The following is a 21352-nucleotide window of genomic DNA, read 5'->3' as shown; positions in this document are numbered from 1 at the left end:
GTATCAATAATAAATGCAATTTATGAAAAAAACCTTAAGATCGAATGCGACCTTAAGGTTTTTTATTAAACTAAGCTATACGCACGCTTTGTTTCTTCGTGGAACTTATTCGTATCGTATTTATGCTCAACATAAATTTGATGCCATACCATAAACGCAAGTACAGTCCAAATTTTACGGCTATAATCGCCTTTATCTGCACAATGTGCTTCCAGTAAGTTTAATACATACTGTTTTTCGATTAAATGCTCAGTTTTGCTTTCTTTAATAATATTTACAGCCCAATCGTGCATTTCATCTTTTAACCAGTGACGAATTGGTACTGGGAATCCAAGCTTTTTACGATCTAACACGTGATCCGGAACAATTCCACGGGCAGCTTCACGTAATATAGCTTTCGTTGTTCCGTTTGCAATTTTAAATTCTGTCGGAATTTTAGATGCAACGTCAAATACTTCTTTATCTAAGAACGGTACACGAAGTTCTAATGAATTTGCCATCGTCATTTTATCAGCTTTTAATAAAATATCGCCGCGTAACCATGTGAACATATCAATGTACTGCATTTTACTTACATCATCATAATCTTTAATTTCGTTATACAATGGTTTCGTGATATCCATATAGTTAACACTTTCATCGTAATACTTCATTAATTCAGCTTTCTCTTCTTCACGGAAGATTTTCGCATTTCCATAGTAACGCTCTTCGATTGGCGTACATCCACGCTCTAAGAAGCTTTTTCCTTTAAACCCTTCTTTAAGAGCACCACTTAATGCTTTTAGAACACTCTTTCCTGGGCTAGGAATGTAAGAGAACATTTTTAAAGAGTTTGGCTCACGATAAATGTTATATCCACCAAATAGCTCGTCTGCACCTTCACCAGAAAGAACAACCGTTACATGTTTACGCGCTTCTTTCGCAACGAAATACAATGGTACAGCTGCTGGATCCGCTAAAGGATCATCCATATGCCAAATAATTTTTGGGAACTCATCCATAAATTCTTGTGCTGTAATGAATACGTTATGGTTTTTAACTCCTAATTTCTCAGCAGTTTCTTTCGCAACATCAACTTCACTGAAACCGCGTTGTTCGAAACCAATAGAGAATGTTAATAGATTTGGATTCATTTCTCTTGCGATAGAAGCAATAATAGATGAATCGATACCACCAGATAAGAAAGAACCTACTGGTACATCACTACGCATATGTACTTTTACAGAATCGTATAATACATCACGAATTGCTTGGATATGCTCCTCTTTCGTTGCGCTTGAAGCGTTGAAATAAGGATTCCAGTAGCGATGGATTTCCATCTCTTTACCGATTTCTTTTACGAAGTAATGACCAGGCTCAATTTTGTTAACATCAATTGTTAATGTTTCTGGCTCTGGACCATATTGGTACGTAAAGTAGTGTTGTAGTGACTTTGGGTTTACCCCTTTGTCTTCCATTACATGCATAATACTTTTCTTCTCAGATGCGAAGAATGTAGTATCACCTTGTTGTGCGATGTATAAAGGCTTAATACCGAAGTGGTCACGTGCACCGAAAAGTTTCTTTTCTTCACGATCCCAAATCATAAATGCGAACATACCACGAAGGTAGTCTACACATTTTTCTTTCATATGTGCATACAATGCAATAATAACTTCTGTATCAGATTGTGTAGCAAAAGTTGCACCTTTTTCAAGTAACATTTCACGTAGTTCTACATAATTGTAAATTTCACCATTAAAAATAATTACATATCGATCATTTTCATAAGTTAGCGGCTGATGTCCTGCCTCTAAGTCAATGATACTTAAACGGCGGAAGCCAAATTGTACATGTTCATCACGAAAATATCCTTCGTCATCTGGACCGCGGTGGAAAATCATCGTGTTCATATTTTCAAATTGATGTTTTTCTGTTTCTGAAAACCCTCTAGGGTTTTCACATAAACATCCTACAAAACCACACATACTTCTTACCCTCTTTCAGTTTTCATTCTGTCTCAATACTACTATATCAACCCTATTTATACTAGCATAACCAACTGAATATGGCGACCAAAAACTATAAAAAAACTCACTCCATTTCACATTTTTAACATTTTTTTATGAAAACATGAAAACTAGGCACTCACCTTTCTCCGCTTTTGTCATATGATATTGCAAATTGATTTCTAGGAGGGAATACCATGAGTGAAGAAAAAAAAGATTCTTCTCGCCCACCGGTTCGTAATTATTTAAAGCAAATTGATGATTTTTTCGAACAAACACCTCTTCGTGGCGTAATTGCTGATTTAAATCATTTTTTCCAAAAAGGAAACCGTTTATTAACATTCCCAGTAGATTTATACGAAGTTGATGACGAACTCGTCGTTACAGCCGAACTACCAGGTATACAAAAAGAACAAATTCAAATTGAAATACAAAGCGAATACTTAAAAGTCTCTGTAAAAGAAGATATACTTGAAGAGACAGAAGAAGAGTCTTCTCACAATTATTATCGCCGAGAACGTTCCATTTCAGAAGCGTCAAGAATTATTAAGTTACCATATTTAATTAATAAAAAAACAGCGAAAGCTTCTTATCAAAACGGTGTATTAGAAATTCGTGCACCGAAATTGCCACAACAGCATGACATTTTATCCATAGACTAAAAGACAAAAAAGAAGGGTGCTTAGCACCCTTCTTTTTAATCAGCTAATCGCTTCATATCACGTATAATATCTTCGTATGGTGTATTACTAATACCACTATATTTTTTCATTACTTTTCCATTTTGATCAATTAAATAAAATGATGTACCGTGCATCACTTGCCCATTCTCTGGTTTATCTACAAGCGATTGGAAGTTATCTTTTGAAAACTTTGTAATATCCTCCAGTGAATAACCTGTTAACAAGTTCCAGTTACTTGTATCTTCTGTAAACTTTTGAATGAAAGCTTTCAAATTTTCTGGTTTATCAAGGTCAGGATCTACACTAAACGAAACAAACTGAACATCCAATTTCTCTTCCTTAGCCATTTTTTGTAATTTAGCCATATTAGCAGTCATTGGGGGACACACTGTTTGACAGTTTGTAAACATGAAATCAGCTACCCAAACTTTCCCTTTTAAATCTTTTGTACCAAACGGCTTTCCTTCTTGATTTGTAAATTGGAAAGTTTCTAAATCCCAGTTTAACGGTTTACGTAATTTTGACCCTGAGCTGCTACAACCGGCAAGTACAAAGAGACAAAATACAACCATAAGACCAATTAATTTTTGATAACGCTTCATTATTAAACCTCTTTTCTCTATCCTTAATTTATGTAAGTTATGTATATCATAACAAAAGTAAATACTATGAGAAAATTGTTTACTTCATTTGTTCACGAAATCGTACGAATTTACGTATGTTACTTCTTTATTTCAAGCTAATTACTAGACAAAATATATTTTACTACTATTATTTCTCTAACCATTATTTGCGAAACAAAGTTCATTGTTAAATTTGTAAATAAATCTCCCTATTTTTTTACAATTAATTAAACATTAATCCATGTTAAACACTGTATTCCTTAACAACATTTCGGTACAATACAACTACAACGATTTTAAATGAGGTGATGTTCATGGCAAAGCGCTATGAAAATATGGATAATGTAAGTACAAAAAAATCAATTCGTTCCTTCTTACGCTGGCGTAAAGAGAGAAAGCAAAACAAAAAAGACTTTTCTTTCCTAGTAGAACAATCACCTGTTAAACAAAGTAAATTTCTGCTAAATAACTTTGAAAAAACGACTGTCACATGGATTGGTCATTCAACTTTTCTCATTCAAACGAACGGCTTAAATATTTTAACAGATCCAGTATGGGCTAATAAATTAAAGTTAGTTCCACGACTTACTGAGCCTGGGCTCACTATAAAAGAACTACCTAAAATCGATATCGTTCTTATTTCACACGGTCATTACGATCATGTAGATTTTTCATCTCTTCGTCAACTAAGCGATGATACTTTATACCTAGTTCCTATTGGGCTAAAAAAATTATTTACTCGTAAAAAATTCACCAATGTAGAAGAATACAATTGGTGGGAAAGTACAACAATTGATGAAGTCTCTTTTCACTTCGTACCTGCCCAGCACTGGACGAGAAGAACATTATTTGATATGAACACCTCTCACTGGGGAGGATGGATCATTGATAATATGACTTCTTCAGAAACCATTTATTTTTGTGGTGATAGTGGTTATTTCCAAGGATTTAAAGAAATCGGCAAACGTTTTTCAATCGATATTGCACTTATGCCAATTGGTGCCTATGAACCAGAATGGTTTATGAAAGTGTCTCACGTTTCACCAGAAGAAGCTGTTCAAGCCTATCTAGATATAAAAGCTACACATTTCATTCCAATGCACTACGGTACTTTTGCTTTAGCAGATGAAACACCAAGGGAAGCAGTAACACGACTACGAAATAACTGGAATTTACGTATGCTACCGTGGGAACAACTACATGTTCTCTTTTTAGGCCAAACTTTCACTTATAGCCCTATTGTCTCAGATAAAGAACCCGTAAAAATTACAGAAACCTCTCCTGTATAATAGAACTAATTTTTCCGAGTAATTTATCATATATTTTAAAAAATCGAAAAGGGTGTTTTCCATGAAAGATTATTTACAGAATCGCTATATCATTAGCGGAAGCGCCTGTATTGCCCTTCTCATTTCTTATTTCATATACACATAAAAAAGCTACTTGAAAATTCATTTCAAGTAGCTTTTTTATTACTCTGCTAAATACATAAAACCAATTGCTCCTGGTCCTGTATGAGTACTGATAACTGGTGTTGTATAGAAAATCTCTGATTGAGTGAATCCATTCACTTTTTCAACAGCAGCTTTTACACTTTCTGCTAAAGGAATTGCTTTAGCATGTGGAATCGCAACAGCCTTCACCACTTTTCCAGCAGTATCTTCCTCGAATATTTTAGCCAATGTTTTTACAATCTGCCCTTGGCTACGTACTTTCGTTACCGGATTATATACGCCGCCCTCTAAACTTGCGATTGGTTTAATATTAAGTAAAGAACCAATAAGTGCTTTACCTTTACCAATGCGCCCACCTTTTACTAAGTTTTCTAATGTATCTACGATTACGTATAAACGAGTATTTTTTCTCACTTCATCAATACGTTTTAAAATAGCTTCTAATGAGCTTCCTTCTCTTGCCATTTTAGCAGCCTCAATTACTTGATATGCTAATGCATGGCTAATGAATTGAGAGTCAACAACTGTTACTTTCGTATCTGTCATTGATGCAGCACTATTTGCTGTTGCAACTGTGCCACTCATTCCACCTGTCATATGAATGGAAAGTACTTCACTTCCATCTTCCCCTAACTTTTCATACATTTCTACAAATGTACCCATAGCTGGTTGTGATGTTTTTGGTAATTCTCCTGATTTCGCCATTTCTTCAATAAATTCATCTGGTTGTAAATCAACGCGATCTAAGTATGTTTGTCCATTTACAGAAATAGATAATGGTAAAACATGAATATCATACTTCTCAATCACTTCTTGAGTTAAATCTGCCGTTGAATCTGTTACAATTTTAATTTTTTGCATATTATATTCTTCCCTTTCGAATACGCTCTCCCTGTTATTATACTAGCATTCCTGATGCTTTCAACAATTTCGAATAAATTTCACCAAATTAATTATATTTTTATACCTAAAATAAAAAAGACAGAGCCTACCTAACTCTGTCCCTGCTGTGTATTATGCATTCTTTTCAAGAGTATTTGTTTTATATACATTTGAATAATCATTCCACTTCAAACAACTTTGTAAATATTCACGGAAAGAGTACGAGACTCTTGGGTTTTTATGTTTTTGAATTTTTGCAATAAACAATTGAAGACGAGACTGAATTAGAAACGCTAATGGATGCTGTGTTTGTAGGACAGGGATTTCAAATATTTTAATACAATTCCCTGTTGCATGAGTGAAATAAAAACTTTTCGTAATCACAATATCAATCCTCTTTTTCGTTGGATTTTTGAACTTCCTCCACTTTATTCTTTAACACGTTTTTTAGTGTAGGTTTCCTATGAATACTAAAATATCCTTAAACTGCCCCCGTTTAGAAGTTAATACTTCATTTATATCCACCTAATTCGAACCCTGTCCTATATATACTTTAAGACGGGAGTCTTATTACCCATATATAGCTTGATAACCTCAGTATAAACTTATAAAAATGAAAAGTTTGTCTAAATTTTGGAGATTCTATAATTTTTTTCTTCTATATATTCTATACAATTATAGCTAGAGTATAACAAATAAAGTGAAACTTTAATCAGTTGGGGGTTTTGTCCACCCCCACTGATTATTAGCCTTCACCAATCGGACTTTTACGGGTAGTTATCTCCCACCTAACTTCCTCGCATTCGCCGAATTTTGAGGTGGGAGTCTTACTGCCCACAAATAGCGGGATAAATTAAAAAGTGCCTTTATAACGAGGCACTTTTCGACTGTGTTTCTTCTTCTCTTTTCTGTTTTCGTTTACTAACTATCTTTGATAAAGCGATACTAATTTCATAAATACAAATAAGCGGTACCGCTACTAAACTATGTGATAAAAAATCTGGCGGCGATATACACGATGCAATTATAATCAACACGACATAAGCATATCTTCTTATTTTCTGAAGAAACTCTGCCGTCAGAAGACCTATACTCGTTAAAAACATAACAACTACAGGTAATTCAAATATAACAGCAAACGGAACTGTTAAATTTAATACGAAATGAAAATATTTTTCCGTTGTAAACATTGTATTAAACATCTCATTACCAATTGTAGTTAGGAAATGAAATAAAAATGGCATAACGATAAAATAACCGAAAGATAGGCCTGCTATAAATAATATAGACAATACCGGTATATACATTAATGTCATTTTTTGTTCATTGGGATGTAAACCTGGTTTTACAAATAACCAAATTTGTATCGCAGCAAAAGGAATTGTACAAACGATAGCAAATACTGTAGCAATCGAGAAAAAAATCCATAACACATCACTTGGACCGAGAACAGTTAATTTCATTGGTAAATCTTTTACAAGCCAAAAATAAATATCCTTCGTAAAAGTAAATCCAATAATTAAAAATAATACAAAGGATAATACTGTATATATTACTCGTTTGCGAAGCTCAACAATATGTTCTACTACGCTCATTTCCCGATTTTCCATCTCGTTCACCACACTTTATTTATCCATTCCGAGAAAAACTTCATCATATTCTTTTATTTATTTTTTTCCTTCTCTTGAAATGCCTCATCAGTCAATTCTTTTGTTGATTTTTTAAATTCTTTTAACGTTTCCCCTAAAGCTTTCCCAATTTCCGGTAACTTCTTTGGGCCGAATAAAATTAACACTGCTACTAAAATTAAAATTAACCCTGGAAAGCCAATATTTGAAAACATTTCCCCATCCCCTTCATAAGTAGATTCTTGTCCTACTATTCCATAAGTTCATTTTGTCAAAAAATTTTGTAAACGTCAATGTATCCGTTGTCTTTTGTCAAAAAAATTCAAAAATAAAATCAATTATACAAATATCATTTTCTATTCCTTTTGTATATGATATGGTTAAGGAAAATATAACTTATCTCAATACAGTGAAAGGGATTAACATTATGACGCAAAAAATTACAAGAATGACCCAATTTGTAAAAGAAGAAATTGCGAATGCAATTACCCATGGTATCGGTGCCATTTTAAGCATCCCTGCCTTAATCATATTAATTATTCATGCTTCCAAACATGGTACAGCATCCGCTGTTGCTGGTTTTACCGTTTATGGCGTAAGCATGTTCTTGCTATACTTATTTTCTACACTGCTACATAGTATCCATCATCCAAAAGTAGAAAAATTATTTACCATTTTAGATCACTCCGCCATATATTTATTAATTGCCGGCACGTATACACCATTTCTACTCATTACACTGCGTGGCCCGCTCGGTTGGACTTTACTCGCAATTATTTGGACCCTTGCGATTGGTGGAATTATTTTCAAAATCTTCTTTGTTCGTCGCTTTATTAAAACATCAACATTATGTTATATCATTATGGGTTGGCTCATCATCGTTGCCATTAAACCCCTTTATGAAAATTTAACCGGTCACGGCTTCTCACTACTATTAATAGGCGGCATTTTGTATTCTGTCGGAGCTATATTCTTCCTTTGGGAAAAGCTTCCGTTCAATCATGCCATTTGGCATCTCTTCGTACTAGGCGGTAGTACAATGATGTTTTTCTGCGTACTGTTTTATGTCTTACCCGCAGCATAAAAAAGTTTCAGCTTGTTTAAGCTGAAACTTTTTTTATTACTTATGTAATTGAGATGCAATAATATCTTTTGTATGCTGGGTTAACTCTTTAGCATCCATACTTGCATATTCTTCAGGTGTAATTGGCTTAGAAATTGTTAATGTTGCATGAGCTGGTTTCATACGATTTCCATTAGCCTCAAACATCTTATATGTACCATCTAAAGTTACTGGTAATATAGATACGCCAGATTTTACAGCAAGGTGAAAACTCCCTGCTTTAAACTCACCGATTTCGCCACCCTTACTTCTCGTTCCCTCTGGAAAAATTACGATAGAATGCCCGTTCTTTAACAGTTCAATTCCATCTTTAATTGCCTTAAGAGATTGACGGCGATCGCTGCGGTCCATAAACACACAATTCATTAGTTCCATCCATGTTGGTACAACCGGAAACTTTTTAATTTCCGCTTTTGAAACGAATCCAATTGGCTTATTTAAGTAACCTAGTAAAACAGGAATATCCATATTACTTTGATGATTACTTACAACTAGCACTGGCTTGTCTTTCGGAACATTTTCAAGTCCCTTTACTTCTACAGTCGATCCAGTTACACCCACCATTTTCTTACCAAACCAGTTTGTGGTTTTATACACAACACTATCTTTTTCTTGCGGTGACATCGCATTTGCTTTTCTTTTTATACGCCACAATCTTGGTGTAATCGCAATTACGATTAAAATTAAATAAAAGATTTTAAAAAACGTTTGAATCATACAGAACCCCCACCTATTATCATTCCGACCTTCATTATACTAGACAAACGAAGGAAAAAGAAGAAAAAATGTCCAAACAACAAGTGTTTGGACATTTTGAAGTTTTCTATATTAGAAACGTTTTGCTAATTCGCGTGCATTTACAATTGCTTCTTCCTTAATGTCTTGTGCTTTTTCAGGATTTGCATTCATTCCTTCAACTGCAATATATTCAGTGTCTGATACACCCATGAATCCTAATACTGCATTTAAGTGATTGCGACCGAAGTCCATAGATGCGTATGCTCCTTCAGAGTAAACGCCGCCTGTAGCTTGAATATGAAGTGCTTTTTTGCCTTCTAGTAAGCCAACTGGACCATTTTCAGTATATTTGAATGTTTTGCCTGCAATTGATAAGTTATCTAAGTATGCTTTCACTACTGCTGGGTAGCTGAAGTTCCACATTGGAGTCACGAATACATAACGGTCTGCATGCATAAATGTTTCTAAGTTATTGTTCATTGCTGCAATTTTTTGTTGCTGATTTTCACTTAAAGTTTCGAATCCTTCGCCTGCTGCAAATTTACCCCAAGCAGCGAATACGTCTGCATCGATTGCTGGTACAGTTGTATTGAATAAATCAATTGTTACAACTTCGTCTTGTGGATGTTCGTTTTTATATGCTTCGATGAAAGCTTCCCCTACTGCCATACTGAAAGAACCTTCTGCTGAATTTGGATTTGCTGTAATAAATAGTACTTTTGTCATTGTATTATCTCCCTTTTTCAAATTTATCTTTAATTTGAGATTTATTATTTTATAGTAAATAACTTACCTTATGTAAGTATAATACAAAAAGTTTTAATGTCTGTCAATAAAAATAGCTACTTTTTTTTCGTAAGTTAATAAGATATATTATTTCAGTTAGTTTTTGTATATAAATATTAAGGTTTTAATCAAATAAAAAAACTACCTCCATATTTCATGGAGATAGTCTTCATCAATTACTACTTTTGAAAAACATGTTTCACTTTTTCAGCCGGAATATTACTTCCACCTCTACCTTTTACATCTTCAATCATCATTGTAATGACCATATCAGGTGAATTTAAATCAAACGCAGCGAACCAACCTAGTTCTTTTCCTTCTGCCTCTTTTGATACTTTTAATTCTGCTGTTCCTGTTTTACCAGCAAGGGTCATACCATCAATTTTCGCAATTTTCCCAGTACCATCTGGATCGTTAATTACTTTTGTTAAAGCCGTTTTCAATATATCTTGAGTTCCTTTAGAAATCACATTTTCTTTCCAGGCCTTTGGTTGTTTATCTGTTTTAATAAGATATGGCGACGGAATCGTTCCATCATTTACAATCGGTGCATACGTTAAAGCTAAATGAAGAGGGGTCATTAAGACTTGTCCTTGTCCATATCCTGTATCTGCCATTTGAATATCATTTTTTATGCCATCACTTGCGATTTTAGAAACCGGGAATCCGTATTCAATTGGTAATTTCTCATCAAATCCGAATTTTTTCGCCTCAGCCATAAATTTATCTTTTCCAATTTTCAAAGCTTCTTGTGCAAAGTAAATATTATCCGAGTATTTCATTGCCTTATCAAAATCAATCGGATTTGCATCTTTTACACGTGTTACGTAATAATTGCCCCAAGAAGAATCTTTCGTCCATTTCAATCCTTCAATTTTCAATTCTTCTTTCGGATCAATTGTTTTTGTTTCAAGTCCAATTGCACCTGTAATTGGCTTAAATACAGAACCCGGAACCGATAATTGTGTAAATCGATTCGTCATCGGTTTTTTCGGGTCATTATTCCAAGTTTCGCGTTGTGCCTTCGATGTCCCTCTTGCAATAAGATTAGGATCGTATGCTGGACTACTTACAAGTGCAATCGTTTCCCCGCTTTTCGGATTAATTGCAGCACTAGATCCAGCCTCTCCTTTCATTTCATTATAAATTTTTTCTTGAGTAGCACTATCAATAGTTAAAGTTACATTTTCCCCATCAACAGCATCTGTTTTCGCTAAATTTTTAATTTCTTTTCCTTGTGCATCTTCCATGAAGACACGGCCACCTTTTTTCCCGCGTAGCTGTTCTTCCAATACTTGCTCTAATCCAGCCTTACCAACTGGTTCATCGGCTTGATAGCCTTTCTTTTGAAGCGTTTTTAAATCTTCAGCATTTACTTTTCCGATATAACCAGTAAGATGCGCTGCTGCTTCCCCTAACGGATATGTACGAACATTTACAGGTTTTGTTGCAACACCTGGTAAATCGATGTACGTATTTTGCGTTGCCCCCTCAGGCAAAATTCCAATTGGTACGAGATACCCTGGTTTTACCCATTTCGCAGCTAGTTTTTGATCAATCTCTTCTACAGACATATTTAACAACTTCGCTACCGTTTCTTTCGTTTGCGGAGCAGCATCCCCTAACTTTTCAGGAATCATTCCGATTTCAGAAGCTTTACCATTCGTCGCAAGACCTTTTCCATTACGATCGTAAACTTCACCACGTTTTGGTTGTGTTGTCTGCATACGCACTTTACTATCTTTTGTCATGCCAGGGAAAATGAAATCAGGAGTCCAATCTATTTTCCAAGACTCTTTATCCCCATCTTTTTCTTTCACCATTTTTGCTTCATGGCCAAAAGTGATTTTACCACCAACTGTATCCATGCTTACTTTAAAAGGAACAGGGCCTTCATCTTTTTTATCTTCTTTTACTTCCCCTGTTTCTACCTTTAAGTCTTTCACTTCAATACCAGAATAAATCTTTTCATATTTCTCAGTAAACTCTTTCTGTGAAATATCTTTTTTTGCATTTTCTGATAATTGATTATACATATCTGCAAATTTTTGTTTATTCCATGCTTTTACATATGTATCAAACGCTTCTTGTGGTTTTTCTTCTTTGCCGCATCCGACTAGCATTAATGCAAAGCAAAGAAAAAGAATCCCCCATATTTTTCTCAACCGATTCTCCTCCTTTTATTACATAGCGTACTTCTAAAGATTTATAGCATTCTATACATGCTAACTCTCATTATAGCACTATCGAATCCCCTCTATAAAGATACATTTGATAATATAAATAAAAAGATTGATGTGAATGCTCACATCAATCTTTTTTTATTGTTGCTTTTCATAAATATGATAATAGTACGTGTACGGATTTTTTTCATCCGTTAAGCCCTTCTCCACAAAAACTTCTTTCCAATCAGTCATATCTATTTCCGGGAAGAATGTATCTCCATCAAACGCATGATGAATCTTTGTTATATACAATTTCTCCACATACGGTAAGAATAAATCATAAATTTGCGCTCCTCCAAAAATAAAGATTTCTTCTTCATCTTTGCATAGCTCAAACACTTCTTCCGCAGAATGAGCAACTTCACAACCTTCAACATGATACTCTCCATTGCGAGTTACGATAATATTACGTCTTCCTGGCAGTGGTCTACCAATCGCTTCGTAGTTCTTTCTTCCCATAATAAGCGGGTGACCCATTGTCGTGTTCTTCACATACTGTAATTCACTTGGCAAATGCCAAGGCAATTTATTATCTTTACCAATTACTCTATTTTCGTCCATTGCGACCATAAATGAAATAATCATCTTTTCATCTCCTCTACAATTACACTGCAACTGGTGCTTTAATTGCTGGATGTGGATCATATCCTTCAATAGTTAAATCGTCCATTTCAAAATCAAACACAGATTTCACATCTGGATTTAATGTAAGTTTAGGGAACGGACGTGGTTCACGTGCCAACTGCTTTTCTACTTGTTCAAAATGATTTGTATAAATATGTGCATCACCAATTGTATGAACAAACTCTCCTACTTCGAGACCACATTCATGTGCAATTAAATGTGTTAAAAGTGAATAGCTTGCAATGTTAAATGGAATGCCAAGGAAAATATCACCGCTTCTTTGATATAACTGACAAGAAAGCTTTCCATCTGCTACATAAAACTGGAATAGCGTATGACAAGGCGGTAAAGCCATACTCGGTACATCTTCAGGATTCCAAGCAGAAATAATTAGGCGACGTGAATCTGGCGTTTTCTTAATCATATCAATTACATCTTTTAGCTGATCAAGCGTCTCACCAGCTGTCGTTTTCCAAGCTCGCCACTGCTTTCCGTATACATCTCCTAAATAACCATATTTATTCGAAAAATCATCATCTTCTAGAACGTTCTTTTTAAACAATTCCATTTGCTCATCGTATTGCTTCTTAAATTCCTCATCTTGTTGAGAGCGAAGACCGAAATCTGTCATATCAGGGCCATTATACTCGTCACTTTCTACCCAGCTCTTAAACGCCCATTCATTCCAAATATTATTATTATGTTGTAATAAATAACGAATATTTGTATCACCTTTCATAAACCAAAGTAGTTCACTTGCTACAAGGCGAAATGGGACTCTCTTTGTCGTTAATAAAGGAAATCCTTTACTTAGATCGAAACGCATTTGATATCCAAATACAGATACAGTACCTGTCCCTGTACGATCTTCTTTCTTCGTACCGTGCTCCATTACATGACGGCATAAATTTAAGTATTCATATTCAGCATGTTTCATATGTAAGAAAACCTTCTTTCAATCTTATATGAGATTTATCATAACATGAAAAACAGCGAATTTAATAATCCAAATTAATAAAAATTCTTTCAATATTTCTTACAAAATTATTAACTTTCAATATTAAAAAAGGTTTTCACTTTTCTATTACAGAAAGTATAGTGCGGAACATAAAATTTATATTTGGAGGTTGGAAGCATGTCTAAAATCAAAACTCCTGTTTTAAGTACGTTACAACATCAGGTTGAAGAGATGATGAAAGCTTTACACGTTCCTGGCGCTGCTATAGCGGTTATAAAAGATGGGGAGGTCATTATTTCAGAAGGTTTCGGCTATCGTAACATAGAGAAAAAAGAGGCTGTTACTCCGCAGACACGATTCGCCATCGGTTCTGCGACGAAAGCATTCGGTACACTTTCATTAAGCTTATTAGCACAGCAAAAAAAGTTTAATTGGGATACTCCTGTCCAAACTTACGTACCTAACTTCTCTTTATCCGATATGCTCGCTAACTCGCAAGTTACAGGACGAGATTTAGCTTCTCATCGTACTGGGGTAAGTCGTCACGATGCTCTTTGGTACAGTTCTTCCTTAACTCGAAAAGATTTTGTTGAAAAAATAAAACATTTATCACTTGATGCACCGTTCCGCACAGCATTTCTTTATAACAACTTAATGTATGCGACAATTAGTTATATTGTGGAAAACATTACGAATCAAACGTGGGAGCAATACGTTACAGAACATATTTTAGACCCTTTAAATATGAGACATACAAACTTCTCTGTTACAGACTCACAAAATACAGATGATTATGCTTTACCTTACATTGAAAATGACGGTGAAATAAAAGAAGTTCCATTCCGTAACATCGATACAGTTGGCGCTGCTGGGTGTATTAATTCTACAATTGAAGATATGGCAAACTGGGTTCTGCTTCATTTAAACGAAGGAAAAACAGAAAATCATGATTTGATTTCTACTGAACTACTCCAAGAAATGTATACACCGCATACTCCAATACCGGATCAGCCAATGTTATCAACGAGTGAATCACCATTAAATAGCTACGGACTCGGTTGGTTTATTAGTGCTTACCGCGGTTATAAAATGATTCATCACGGCGGTAATATTGATGGGTTTTCTGCACTTGCGTCATTTATGCCAAACGAAAATATCGGTATTATCGTACTAACAAATTCCGGACAAACTTTACTCCCTACTTATATTACAAAACATATTTACGACGAACTCCTCGGACTAGAATATATCGACTGGCATGAACGTGCTGTAGAAGATAGCGAAAAAATGAAAGAGATGATGAAAGAGGCAACTGAATCACTTCCTGAAGCAATAAATGGGACTATCCCTTCTCATACATTAGATGACTACACTGGAACTTTTGAGCATCCTGCTTATGGGGCACTGAAAGTATACAAACAAGATGATTTCTTACATGTACAATTCATGGATACGGAAATTAAACTACAGCACCATCATTACGACATCTTCTCAGCATCAATTAGTTTGTTCCAAATGAAAATGGGGCTTTTATTCGCTTATGATATGAATGTAAATGGTGAATTCCCGGCTCTTCAATTACACGTACCTGCAACTTTAAGTACTCAGCCTCTTACATTTACGAAAATTAAATAACAAATTAAATAGAGGGAAGATTACTCTTCCCTCTATTATTTTGGAATTAGAAATTCACCCTGCAACCTATAATCCTATTATTGAATTTAATAAATAAAATGAGGATAACCCAAATACTAACTTATTTATCAAAACAGCTTAATGAACAAGCCATGCATTAATTATTATATATTCCCTCAAAGGAAAAGACTTTCTTATTACCGATTCAATGAATGTGGAAGAACATCATTATTATTGGTGCGTTTATTTTTCTTATCTCTCCATATGAATTTTTTCAAACACATAAACACAGTAACTGAAATAGCGACTCCAACTGTAACATCTGAAGCAAAATGGGCTCCTACCACAATACGACTCATTGGTACTATTATCATCCATAAAAGAATGAGAATCCAAACACCTATTTTTTTTCTTTTTAACGAAGCGAAATATTCTGGTAATAAACTAAACCAAATGACTAACGCTGCATTAGCACTATGGCCTGAAGGAAATGACATAAACTCATCACTTTTAGCAATCCCTTGAGGTATAAACCATTTTGAAAATCCTTCAAAAGATCCAATAGAAATCATATGACGATAGCGTTCTCTACCCCATCCTAGCTTTATTAGATTAAATGTAATTAATACAATAACTACACTTAATAATCCGATTAATGCAATATCCCTCAATCTTGCATCATCATATTTACTCCATGATTTAGAAATCATATAGCAAACTACAATAAAGCAAAGCATAAAAATTGGAATTAAATATTTGGAAATGGTTAAATAATGTACTAGCATAAATGCAGCTGCAAAAGCGAACAAAAGAATGATTGCTCCATAGCCAATTCCAGATAGATAATATCCTCTTGAACCTTTATTCTTTCTAGCTTTAAATAAATACATACTAGAAAATAAGGCAATAAGCATCGCTGGAATTTCTCCTATAGCTTGTAAAAAAAGAGCGACCTTATTAGTTGGTTCATATAGACCATTGGATATTTGTAAGTCTGTAAATGCAAAGATACATAGTAAAATAGCGAAGCAGGCAATTAATATCACCTTTCTATTTTTCATCATTCCCCCTACTTTCCACTATGTTTTAATATAAAATTCCCCATCTCAATTGCTAAATCTTCACTTTGAGGATAGACACCTACGTTATCTCCATAAGCGTGCCCCAACCCTCGATAAAGAACTGTTTCAGTATCAACTCCTTTTTTAGTTAATTTAGCTGCATACGCTAAACATTCAATCATTAAAAAATCATGCTCTCCTACCGTAATAAATGTACTTGGATAGTCTGGGGATACATCAACATATGGACTTAAATACTTCGAATGAATTTCTTTCGTACCAAGTACTTCTGACATACCTCCAACCATTGAATGCATAATATTAAGCATTTTTTCTAATCCTTTTTTATACTTAGGAGCAATTTCATATTTATCTATACTCCAAGAATAAAATTCATCTTCATAATCACACATATTAATTGTAGGATACAGAAGCAACTGTCCCTTCACGTACTTCCTACTATCTTCCATATCTTTAGTTGTACAATACTGTGTTAAGTTCCCTCCTGCACTATCACCTGCCACAAAGATATTATTCTTATCCCCGCCTAATGTATCAGCATTTTCATAAATCCACTTTAAAGTAGTGTAGCAATCTGTATGCCCAGTTGGAAAAGGATTTTCCGGAGCTAATCGATAATCCACAGAAACGGCTAGTATATCTGTTTTTTCTACTATCAATTTCACAAGTTCTTCTACTACATCTGGTGATCCTGCCATGAATCCACCACCGTGAATAAAGTATAAAACTGGCGCATTCTCCTGTTTAGAAACACTGTTATAAATTCTTATCGGAATATCATATCCATCTTCCGCTTTCACTGTTTTATGTGTAATATTAATGTCTTTAGTGACAATTGGAACACTTTTAATTCCATTAAATTGTTTTCGCATATTCCTTACCGATTTTTCAGAAGCGTCCATTTTCATCATATTTTTAGGCATAAACCTCATGATATTCATTTGAACCTTCGTATCCTTATAAAGACGTGGATCCATCGCTCCTTTTTCATCACAATCTGGTATGTTTTTTACTAAGACTTTTGCCCCCTGTACATTGATGTTTTCTTGTTTTTCTTGAATTTTTTCTAATAGATTTAAGTCATATTTTCTAGTCATCTAGTATTCATCCTCCATTTTTTAAACGTTTTCATTTATTCGGATTAGATAAATCTCTATTGAATCTCACTTCATTTACTATTACTAAATAAAAAAACGTTCCATGTACAAAATGTAACATGGAACGTTTTTTTATTGTTGTTTATATTTGATACAATTATAGGCATTTTTTGATATGATATTTTTTCTATACTGTAATGGTGTATATCCATATTTCTCTTTAAACTGTGAAATAAATGATTTTACATTTGGAAATCCGTGTTTTACTGCTATATCTTGTATAGAATTTGTACTTCTAATAATATCTTCATACGCTTTATAGAGCCTATATCTCGTTAAAAAAGTGGTGAAATTTGATCCGAACGATTTTTTGAACATACGTGAAAAATGTTCTTCACTTACAAAAAAATGTTTGGCCACATCTTTCAGTTTAAGTTCTTCATCATAATGTTTATAAATATATGTAATCATTTCTTTCTGTCTATTTCCAAGTTGATAATTATTGTCTATATTCTCTCCATCTTTGCAATATCGCAATAGAATATAAACAATTTCATAAATTAGACTATTAATTTTTATGTAACTTAAATCATCAGAATTTGCGACTAACTCCTTTAATTCATAAAATATTTGCTGGAGGTTAGTTTTCTGAACAACTGATTCTTTTATATTAAATCTATATTTATCAAAATCTCCATTTACCTCTTTAAGAAATTCATAAGAAATAATCAACATCATTACTGCACAACTTGTATTTTCAACTTTTTCGAATTCATGAACATCGCCACTATTCACAAAAATAAATTCGCCAGCGGATACTTTCTTTTTTTGCCCATTCACATACAAGAAAACCTCTCCATATACGACTAGGCTAATTTCAATACTTCTATGCCAGTGAGGAGGAATATAATAGTGAAAACCAGTAGGTAACATTGTGTCCTCTATATATTCAACCATTCCTGGAATTCTATCGCGTAATTTTATTTCTTCATATTTGCCTTGCCTGATTTTCAATAGTCCACCCCCTTTTTATATTATAAAGTAGACGTCAAGGTTTTCATTCCTTCATAAAAAAACTACATATATAGTATGTAAAGAGACCGTCTCATGAGTTATTTACAAATAGCAGGTGTGAGATTTCCCACCTGCTATCCTTATTTTCTATTCATCATTTCACTATCAAACCAGATTGGCTTTGATAATTCAAAATTTTTATGGTCTTCTAATACAATATGAAGACGCTCTAACGTATCATCTAACATATGCGGCGCTGCTCGTAAACACCAAACAACCGATGAAAAAACAGTCATACCTACATATACTGCATATAATCTCCAAAAATCCTCTGGAATGCTCCCATTGAAATAGCCTTCAACTTGGCCAATTGAGTACGGGATACTAATGTCTCTTGCAAATAATGCAATTTTCACGAAATCATGAAGTGGATCGCCCCAATCATAGCCGTTAAAATCAACAACACCTACATATTTTTTATCCCGTATGATTATATTTTCTAAATGAAAATCATCGTGTTGAAATCGATTTGGACGATTCTTTACATACATTTCATTTTCATCTATAAACTTAATGATTCTATCATCATTTTCAATTTTAATTCCGCATGTTTTATACGCATCTAAATATTTTCTATGTTTTTTCATTGCTCTTTCATACCATGGGAGTATATCCTTAGGAGCTTCATGTGTATGCATTGTTGCTAAGTCTTTTCCTGCTTCTATACCAATATTATATTGTTCTCTTGGCGTATATGTAGGTAACAGATTCTTCGCATCTTCCCCTTCTAAATATGAAAAAACACTATAGCATAAACCTACTTCTTCCAACATACCGAGTTCAATCGGTCTTTGTGCTTGTACGTTTCGTTTTTGCATTTCTTTTAAAATTTGAAACTCTATTTTCTTTCTTTCATACTCTTTTATATTGCCTGCCCGTAATAAATATTTTTCATCATCAGTAGTCGTAATAATATATTTTTTTATCAGGAGAGAAACCTTTAGAGATTTCTTCAATGTTTGCGGCATTTTTCACTATTTGTATACTGTTTTTCCACGTTGTAATTATCTTCATGTCTATTCTCCTTACATTTCTGTATTCGGTGTATACGCAACCTCTACAATAAAGCCATTCGGGTCATAAAAGTCTATTGTCTAACCATCCGAATAATGATTCATTTCAATAGGACCACGTATAACCTTCACCTTATTACCCGCAAGAAACTTTGCTACCCAAAATTCAATATGATGAATACCTGCTCGAAGTTTATTTATATTAAGAATGTGCCGCCTGTACTACTTGCACAATTTCCCCTGGCGTATTAACCATATAATCTGGCGCGTCTCCTTTTACCGTCTCAATTACGTCATACCCCCACGAAACCCAAATCACATTCACACCAGCTTTTTTACAAGCTGCAATATCACGTTGTTCATCACCGACATACAACATATCTTGTTCTGTTAGCTTTTTCGACTTTAAAAATCTTTTTATCATTTTATCTTTACCAAACAAATTTTTAGAACAATACACTTCTTGAATGTTTTCTATTCCATTATTATGTAAAAATGCCCTAATATGCTCTTCTGAGTTCGAAGATATAACCGCAATCCCGTAGCCTTTTTTATGTAATTCATCTAATACATCCTTCATCCCATGAAATAAAACGAGATCTTTTATAGCAGGTTGATATAATTTATAAAACTCTAGCGCCAATATAGGAAGTTTATACAGTGGCACATCGAGTTTTTTACATCTTTCAGCAATAGTCAGTTTTCGTAAAGGCTCGATCTCTTCCTCACTAACTATCTTATATCCATGCTTTTCAGCAAGTTGATTATAAATTGGTACAAATATATTTTGTGAATCTACTAACGTGCCATCAAAGTCAAAAACAATGTATTTTTGCATTCCCATACTCCCTTTGTTTTTCTTCCTAAACCTATGTTATTCAACAGCATAAATGTCTTACCCTTTCATACACATAAAAAAGAACAAGATTTTCTCTTGTTCTTCATTAAGACAACCATTTCGGCGGTACATTCGTATTCCAATAAATATTTCCTAACTCATGGTGTCCTGAGTATCCATCATCAAAACGATGATAGTGGAAATTAAAATAATATCCATCTTGCGGTGGATGATCTCTCCTTACATGAAATCGCAGTAAGTCATTTCCGGATTTCGTGTCATAAACATGAAAAATCTTTTCATTATTTCCGCCAGCTGGTCTTTGAGAAATTGCTAATGATTGTAACGATTCTTCTGGCACATCATTTGCAAGTTCCGCGATTGCCTCTTCAATTTTAGGTAATACAACATCTTTAAATTCATCTTCAATTACAGGCCCAATTTTAGATCCGAATTTTTGCATAGATTGCTTCTCTGCTTCTTGCATCGCATAGTTAACAAAAGTATCGGTGGTTAACCTATCATTCGTTTCTTCATATGTATAGGACGTACTCTCCAAATTTTGTTGCCCAGCTGTGCTCGTAGGCTTGTCCGCAGCTTTGGCATTATCAAGTAATATGGAAGGAGGCGTCACTAAACCAAACGTAAATACGGTAATTAATGCGACTAAGGTTTTTCTAAACCAATTTGGCATTTATGTTCCCTCCCCTTTCACTCATTATATTTTATTTAACGGTTGTTTCTTCTATTATACAAAATGATTGTAATTTTTGCACTTTACAAATTTGTTAACGTTCACATATTTTTCACTTGAATATGAAATTGTAAGATTTCATACACTAGAAATACAACAACAATGAGGAGGCGATCAAATGACTTTAGATGTCATATATTCCGCCGC

Annotated in this window: 20 protein-coding genes and 2 pseudogenes; 4 read left to right on the top strand and 18 right to left on the bottom strand. The window is 34.1% G+C overall.

From position 1 onward, the window contains the following. Positions 1–65: 65 nt before the first annotated feature. Positions 66–1967, bottom strand: coding sequence for an asparagine synthase (glutamine-hydrolyzing) (gene asnB / locus EXW56_RS10825; protein WP_002148240.1), 1902 nt, complete (start codon positions 1965–1967; stop codon positions 66–68). 218 nt (positions 1968–2185) lie between these two features. Here asnB and EXW56_RS10820 point away from each other — a divergent pair, with 218 nt between their 5' ends. Continuing rightward, positions 2186–2650, top strand: coding sequence for an Hsp20/alpha crystallin family protein (locus tag EXW56_RS10820; RefSeq protein ID WP_002202145.1), 465 nt, complete (start codon positions 2186–2188; stop codon positions 2648–2650). 35 nt (positions 2651–2685) lie between these two features. On the opposite strand, the gene EXW56_RS10815 is transcribed toward EXW56_RS10820, so the two are convergent. Further along, positions 2686–3273: an SCO family protein gene (locus EXW56_RS10815; RefSeq protein WP_002085867.1), complete on the bottom strand. Its 588-nt coding sequence runs from the start codon at positions 3271–3273 to the stop codon at positions 2686–2688. 335 nt (positions 3274–3608) lie between these two features. Here EXW56_RS10815 and EXW56_RS10810 point away from each other — a divergent pair, with 335 nt between their 5' ends. Continuing rightward, positions 3609–4583 (top strand): MBL fold metallo-hydrolase, encoded by a 975-nt coding sequence (locus EXW56_RS10810; protein ID WP_070128307.1) that lies wholly within the window; start codon positions 3609–3611, stop codon positions 4581–4583. Positions 4584–4766: 183 nt separating this feature from the next. Here the strand turns inward: EXW56_RS10810 and EXW56_RS10805 are convergent, their stop codons facing one another. The 4 genes from EXW56_RS10805 to EXW56_RS10790 form a co-directional block, all read right to left on the bottom strand. Then, on the bottom strand, positions 4767–5609 hold the full coding sequence (locus tag EXW56_RS10805) for a DegV family protein (RefSeq protein WP_002202148.1): 843 nt from the start codon (positions 5607–5609) through the stop codon (positions 4767–4769). A gap of 153 nt (positions 5610–5762) precedes the next feature. Continuing rightward, positions 5763–6014, bottom strand: a complete 252-nt coding sequence (locus EXW56_RS10800) for a DUF2535 family protein (protein ID WP_002158010.1) — start codon at positions 6012–6014, stop codon at positions 5763–5765. Between the two features lie 482 nt (positions 6015–6496). Beyond that, positions 6497–7240: a twin-arginine translocase subunit TatC gene (tatC, locus tag EXW56_RS10795; RefSeq protein WP_033714159.1), complete on the bottom strand. Its 744-nt coding sequence runs from the start codon at positions 7238–7240 to the stop codon at positions 6497–6499. A gap of 53 nt (positions 7241–7293) precedes the next feature. After that, on the bottom strand, positions 7294–7473 hold the full coding sequence (locus EXW56_RS10790; protein ID WP_002012719.1) for a twin-arginine translocase TatA/TatE family subunit: 180 nt from the start codon (positions 7471–7473) through the stop codon (positions 7294–7296). 212 nt (positions 7474–7685) lie between these two features. Between EXW56_RS10790 and trhA the strand changes: the two genes are divergently transcribed. Continuing rightward, on the top strand, positions 7686–8342 hold the full coding sequence (gene trhA, locus EXW56_RS10785; RefSeq protein WP_215597459.1) for a PAQR family membrane homeostasis protein TrhA: 657 nt from the start codon (positions 7686–7688) through the stop codon (positions 8340–8342). A gap of 36 nt (positions 8343–8378) precedes the next feature. On the opposite strand, the gene EXW56_RS10780 is transcribed toward trhA, so the two are convergent. From EXW56_RS10780 to EXW56_RS10760, 5 genes are all read right to left on the bottom strand, one after another. Beyond that, positions 8379–9098, bottom strand: coding sequence for a lysophospholipid acyltransferase family protein (locus EXW56_RS10780; protein WP_002158013.1), 720 nt, complete (start codon positions 9096–9098; stop codon positions 8379–8381). 111 nt (positions 9099–9209) lie between these two features. Next, positions 9210–9845 (bottom strand): FMN-dependent NADH-azoreductase, encoded by a 636-nt coding sequence (locus EXW56_RS10775; protein WP_215597458.1) that lies wholly within the window; start codon positions 9843–9845, stop codon positions 9210–9212. A gap of 239 nt (positions 9846–10084) precedes the next feature. Beyond that, entirely contained in the window at positions 10085–12070 is a 1986-nt protein-coding gene (gene pbpC / locus EXW56_RS10770; RefSeq protein ID WP_215597457.1) for a penicillin-binding protein 3, read from the bottom strand. A gap of 156 nt (positions 12071–12226) precedes the next feature. After that, a complete protein-coding gene (locus tag EXW56_RS10765) occupies positions 12227–12715 on the bottom strand; it encodes a dihydrofolate reductase (RefSeq protein ID WP_016104734.1) in 489 nt (162 codons plus the stop codon). Positions 12716–12734: 19 nt separating this feature from the next. After that, positions 12735–13691, bottom strand: a complete 957-nt coding sequence (locus tag EXW56_RS10760) for a thymidylate synthase (RefSeq protein ID WP_215597456.1) — start codon at positions 13689–13691, stop codon at positions 12735–12737. A 198-nt stretch (positions 13692–13889) separates the two neighbouring features. Between EXW56_RS10760 and EXW56_RS10755 the strand changes: the two genes are divergently transcribed. Further along, entirely contained in the window at positions 13890–15347 is a 1458-nt protein-coding gene (locus EXW56_RS10755; RefSeq protein ID WP_002200644.1) for a serine hydrolase, read from the top strand. 197 nt (positions 15348–15544) lie between these two features. Here EXW56_RS10755 and EXW56_RS10750 read toward each other — a convergent pair whose 3' ends face one another. From EXW56_RS10750 to EXW56_RS10720, 7 genes and pseudogenes are all read right to left on the bottom strand, one after another. Continuing rightward, entirely contained in the window at positions 15545–16408 is an 864-nt protein-coding gene (locus EXW56_RS10750; protein ID WP_215597455.1) for a phosphatase PAP2 family protein, read from the bottom strand. Between the two features lie 8 nt (positions 16409–16416). Continuing rightward, positions 16417–17526: an alpha/beta hydrolase gene (locus EXW56_RS10745; protein ID WP_002200646.1), complete on the bottom strand. Its 1110-nt coding sequence runs from the start codon at positions 17524–17526 to the stop codon at positions 16417–16419. 132 nt (positions 17527–17658) lie between these two features. Continuing rightward, positions 17659–18540: an AraC family transcriptional regulator gene (locus EXW56_RS10740; protein ID WP_199660272.1), complete on the bottom strand. Its 882-nt coding sequence runs from the start codon at positions 18538–18540 to the stop codon at positions 17659–17661. A gap of 140 nt (positions 18541–18680) precedes the next feature. Further along, positions 18681–19614 (bottom strand): annotated as a pseudogene (locus EXW56_RS10735) (aminoglycoside phosphotransferase family protein). 11 nt (positions 19615–19625) lie between these two features. After that, positions 19626–19772: pseudogene (locus EXW56_RS10730) on the bottom strand (VOC family protein); the annotation flags it as partial. 43 nt (positions 19773–19815) lie between these two features. Then, the gene (locus tag EXW56_RS10725; RefSeq protein ID WP_002200649.1) at positions 19816–20451 is read right to left on the bottom strand and encodes an HAD family hydrolase; all 636 of its coding nucleotides are present in this window, start codon (positions 20449–20451) and stop codon (positions 19816–19818) included. A 106-nt stretch (positions 20452–20557) separates the two neighbouring features. Then, positions 20558–21145, bottom strand: a complete 588-nt coding sequence (locus EXW56_RS10720; RefSeq protein ID WP_002031682.1) for a YpjP family protein — start codon at positions 21143–21145, stop codon at positions 20558–20560. Between the last annotated feature and the right edge of the window lie 207 nt (positions 21146–21352).

The organism is Bacillus mycoides, from assembly GCF_018742245.1.
Taxonomy (GTDB): domain Bacteria; phylum Bacillota; class Bacilli; order Bacillales; family Bacillaceae_G; genus Bacillus_A; species Bacillus_A cereus_U.
The sequence above is the reverse complement of the archived record's forward strand: the minus strand, read 5'-3'. Positions and strand labels throughout refer to the sequence as shown.

Excerpts from the sequence above, each read along its gene's own strand:
- EXW56_RS10780 (WP_002158013.1), bottom strand. The coding sequence starts at position 9,098 with ATGATTCAAACGTTTTTTAAAATCTTTTATTTAATTTTAATCGTAATT.
- EXW56_RS10755 (WP_002200644.1), top strand. The coding sequence starts at position 13,890 with ATGTCTAAAATCAAAACTCCTGTTTTAAGTACGTTACAACATCAGGTT.
- tatC (WP_033714159.1), bottom strand. The coding sequence starts at position 7,240 with ATGGAAAATCGGGAAATGAGCGTAGTAGAACATATTGTTGAGCTTCGC.
- EXW56_RS10745 (WP_002200646.1), bottom strand. The coding sequence starts at position 17,526 with ATGACTAGAAAATATGACTTAAATCTATTAGAAAAAATTCAAGAAAAA.
- EXW56_RS10765 (WP_016104734.1), bottom strand. The coding sequence starts at position 12,715 with ATGATTATTTCATTTATGGTCGCAATGGACGAAAATAGAGTAATTGGT.
- EXW56_RS10775 (WP_215597458.1), bottom strand. The coding sequence starts at position 9,845 with ATGACAAAAGTACTATTTATTACAGCAAATCCAAATTCAGCAGAAGGT.
- EXW56_RS10810 (WP_070128307.1), top strand. The coding sequence starts at position 3,609 with ATGGCAAAGCGCTATGAAAATATGGATAATGTAAGTACAAAAAAATCA.
- EXW56_RS10720 (WP_002031682.1), bottom strand. The coding sequence starts at position 21,145 with ATGCCAAATTGGTTTAGAAAAACCTTAGTCGCATTAATTACCGTATTT.
- EXW56_RS10760 (WP_215597456.1), bottom strand. The coding sequence starts at position 13,691 with ATGAAACATGCTGAATATGAATACTTAAATTTATGCCGTCATGTAATG.
- EXW56_RS10820 (WP_002202145.1), top strand. The coding sequence starts at position 2,186 with ATGAGTGAAGAAAAAAAAGATTCTTCTCGCCCACCGGTTCGTAATTAT.
- EXW56_RS10725 (WP_002200649.1), bottom strand. The coding sequence starts at position 20,451 with ATGCAAAAATACATTGTTTTTGACTTTGATGGCACGTTAGTAGATTCA.
- asnB (WP_002148240.1), bottom strand. The coding sequence starts at position 1,967 with ATGTGTGGTTTTGTAGGATGTTTATGTGAAAACCCTAGAGGGTTTTCA.
- EXW56_RS10805 (WP_002202148.1), bottom strand. The coding sequence starts at position 5,609 with ATGCAAAAAATTAAAATTGTAACAGATTCAACGGCAGATTTAACTCAA.
- EXW56_RS10750 (WP_215597455.1), bottom strand. The coding sequence starts at position 16,408 with ATGAAAAATAGAAAGGTGATATTAATTGCCTGCTTCGCTATTTTACTA.
- trhA (WP_215597459.1), top strand. The coding sequence starts at position 7,686 with ATGACGCAAAAAATTACAAGAATGACCCAATTTGTAAAAGAAGAAATT.
- EXW56_RS10815 (WP_002085867.1), bottom strand. The coding sequence starts at position 3,273 with ATGAAGCGTTATCAAAAATTAATTGGTCTTATGGTTGTATTTTGTCTC.
- EXW56_RS10790 (WP_002012719.1), bottom strand. The coding sequence starts at position 7,473 with ATGTTTTCAAATATTGGCTTTCCAGGGTTAATTTTAATTTTAGTAGCA.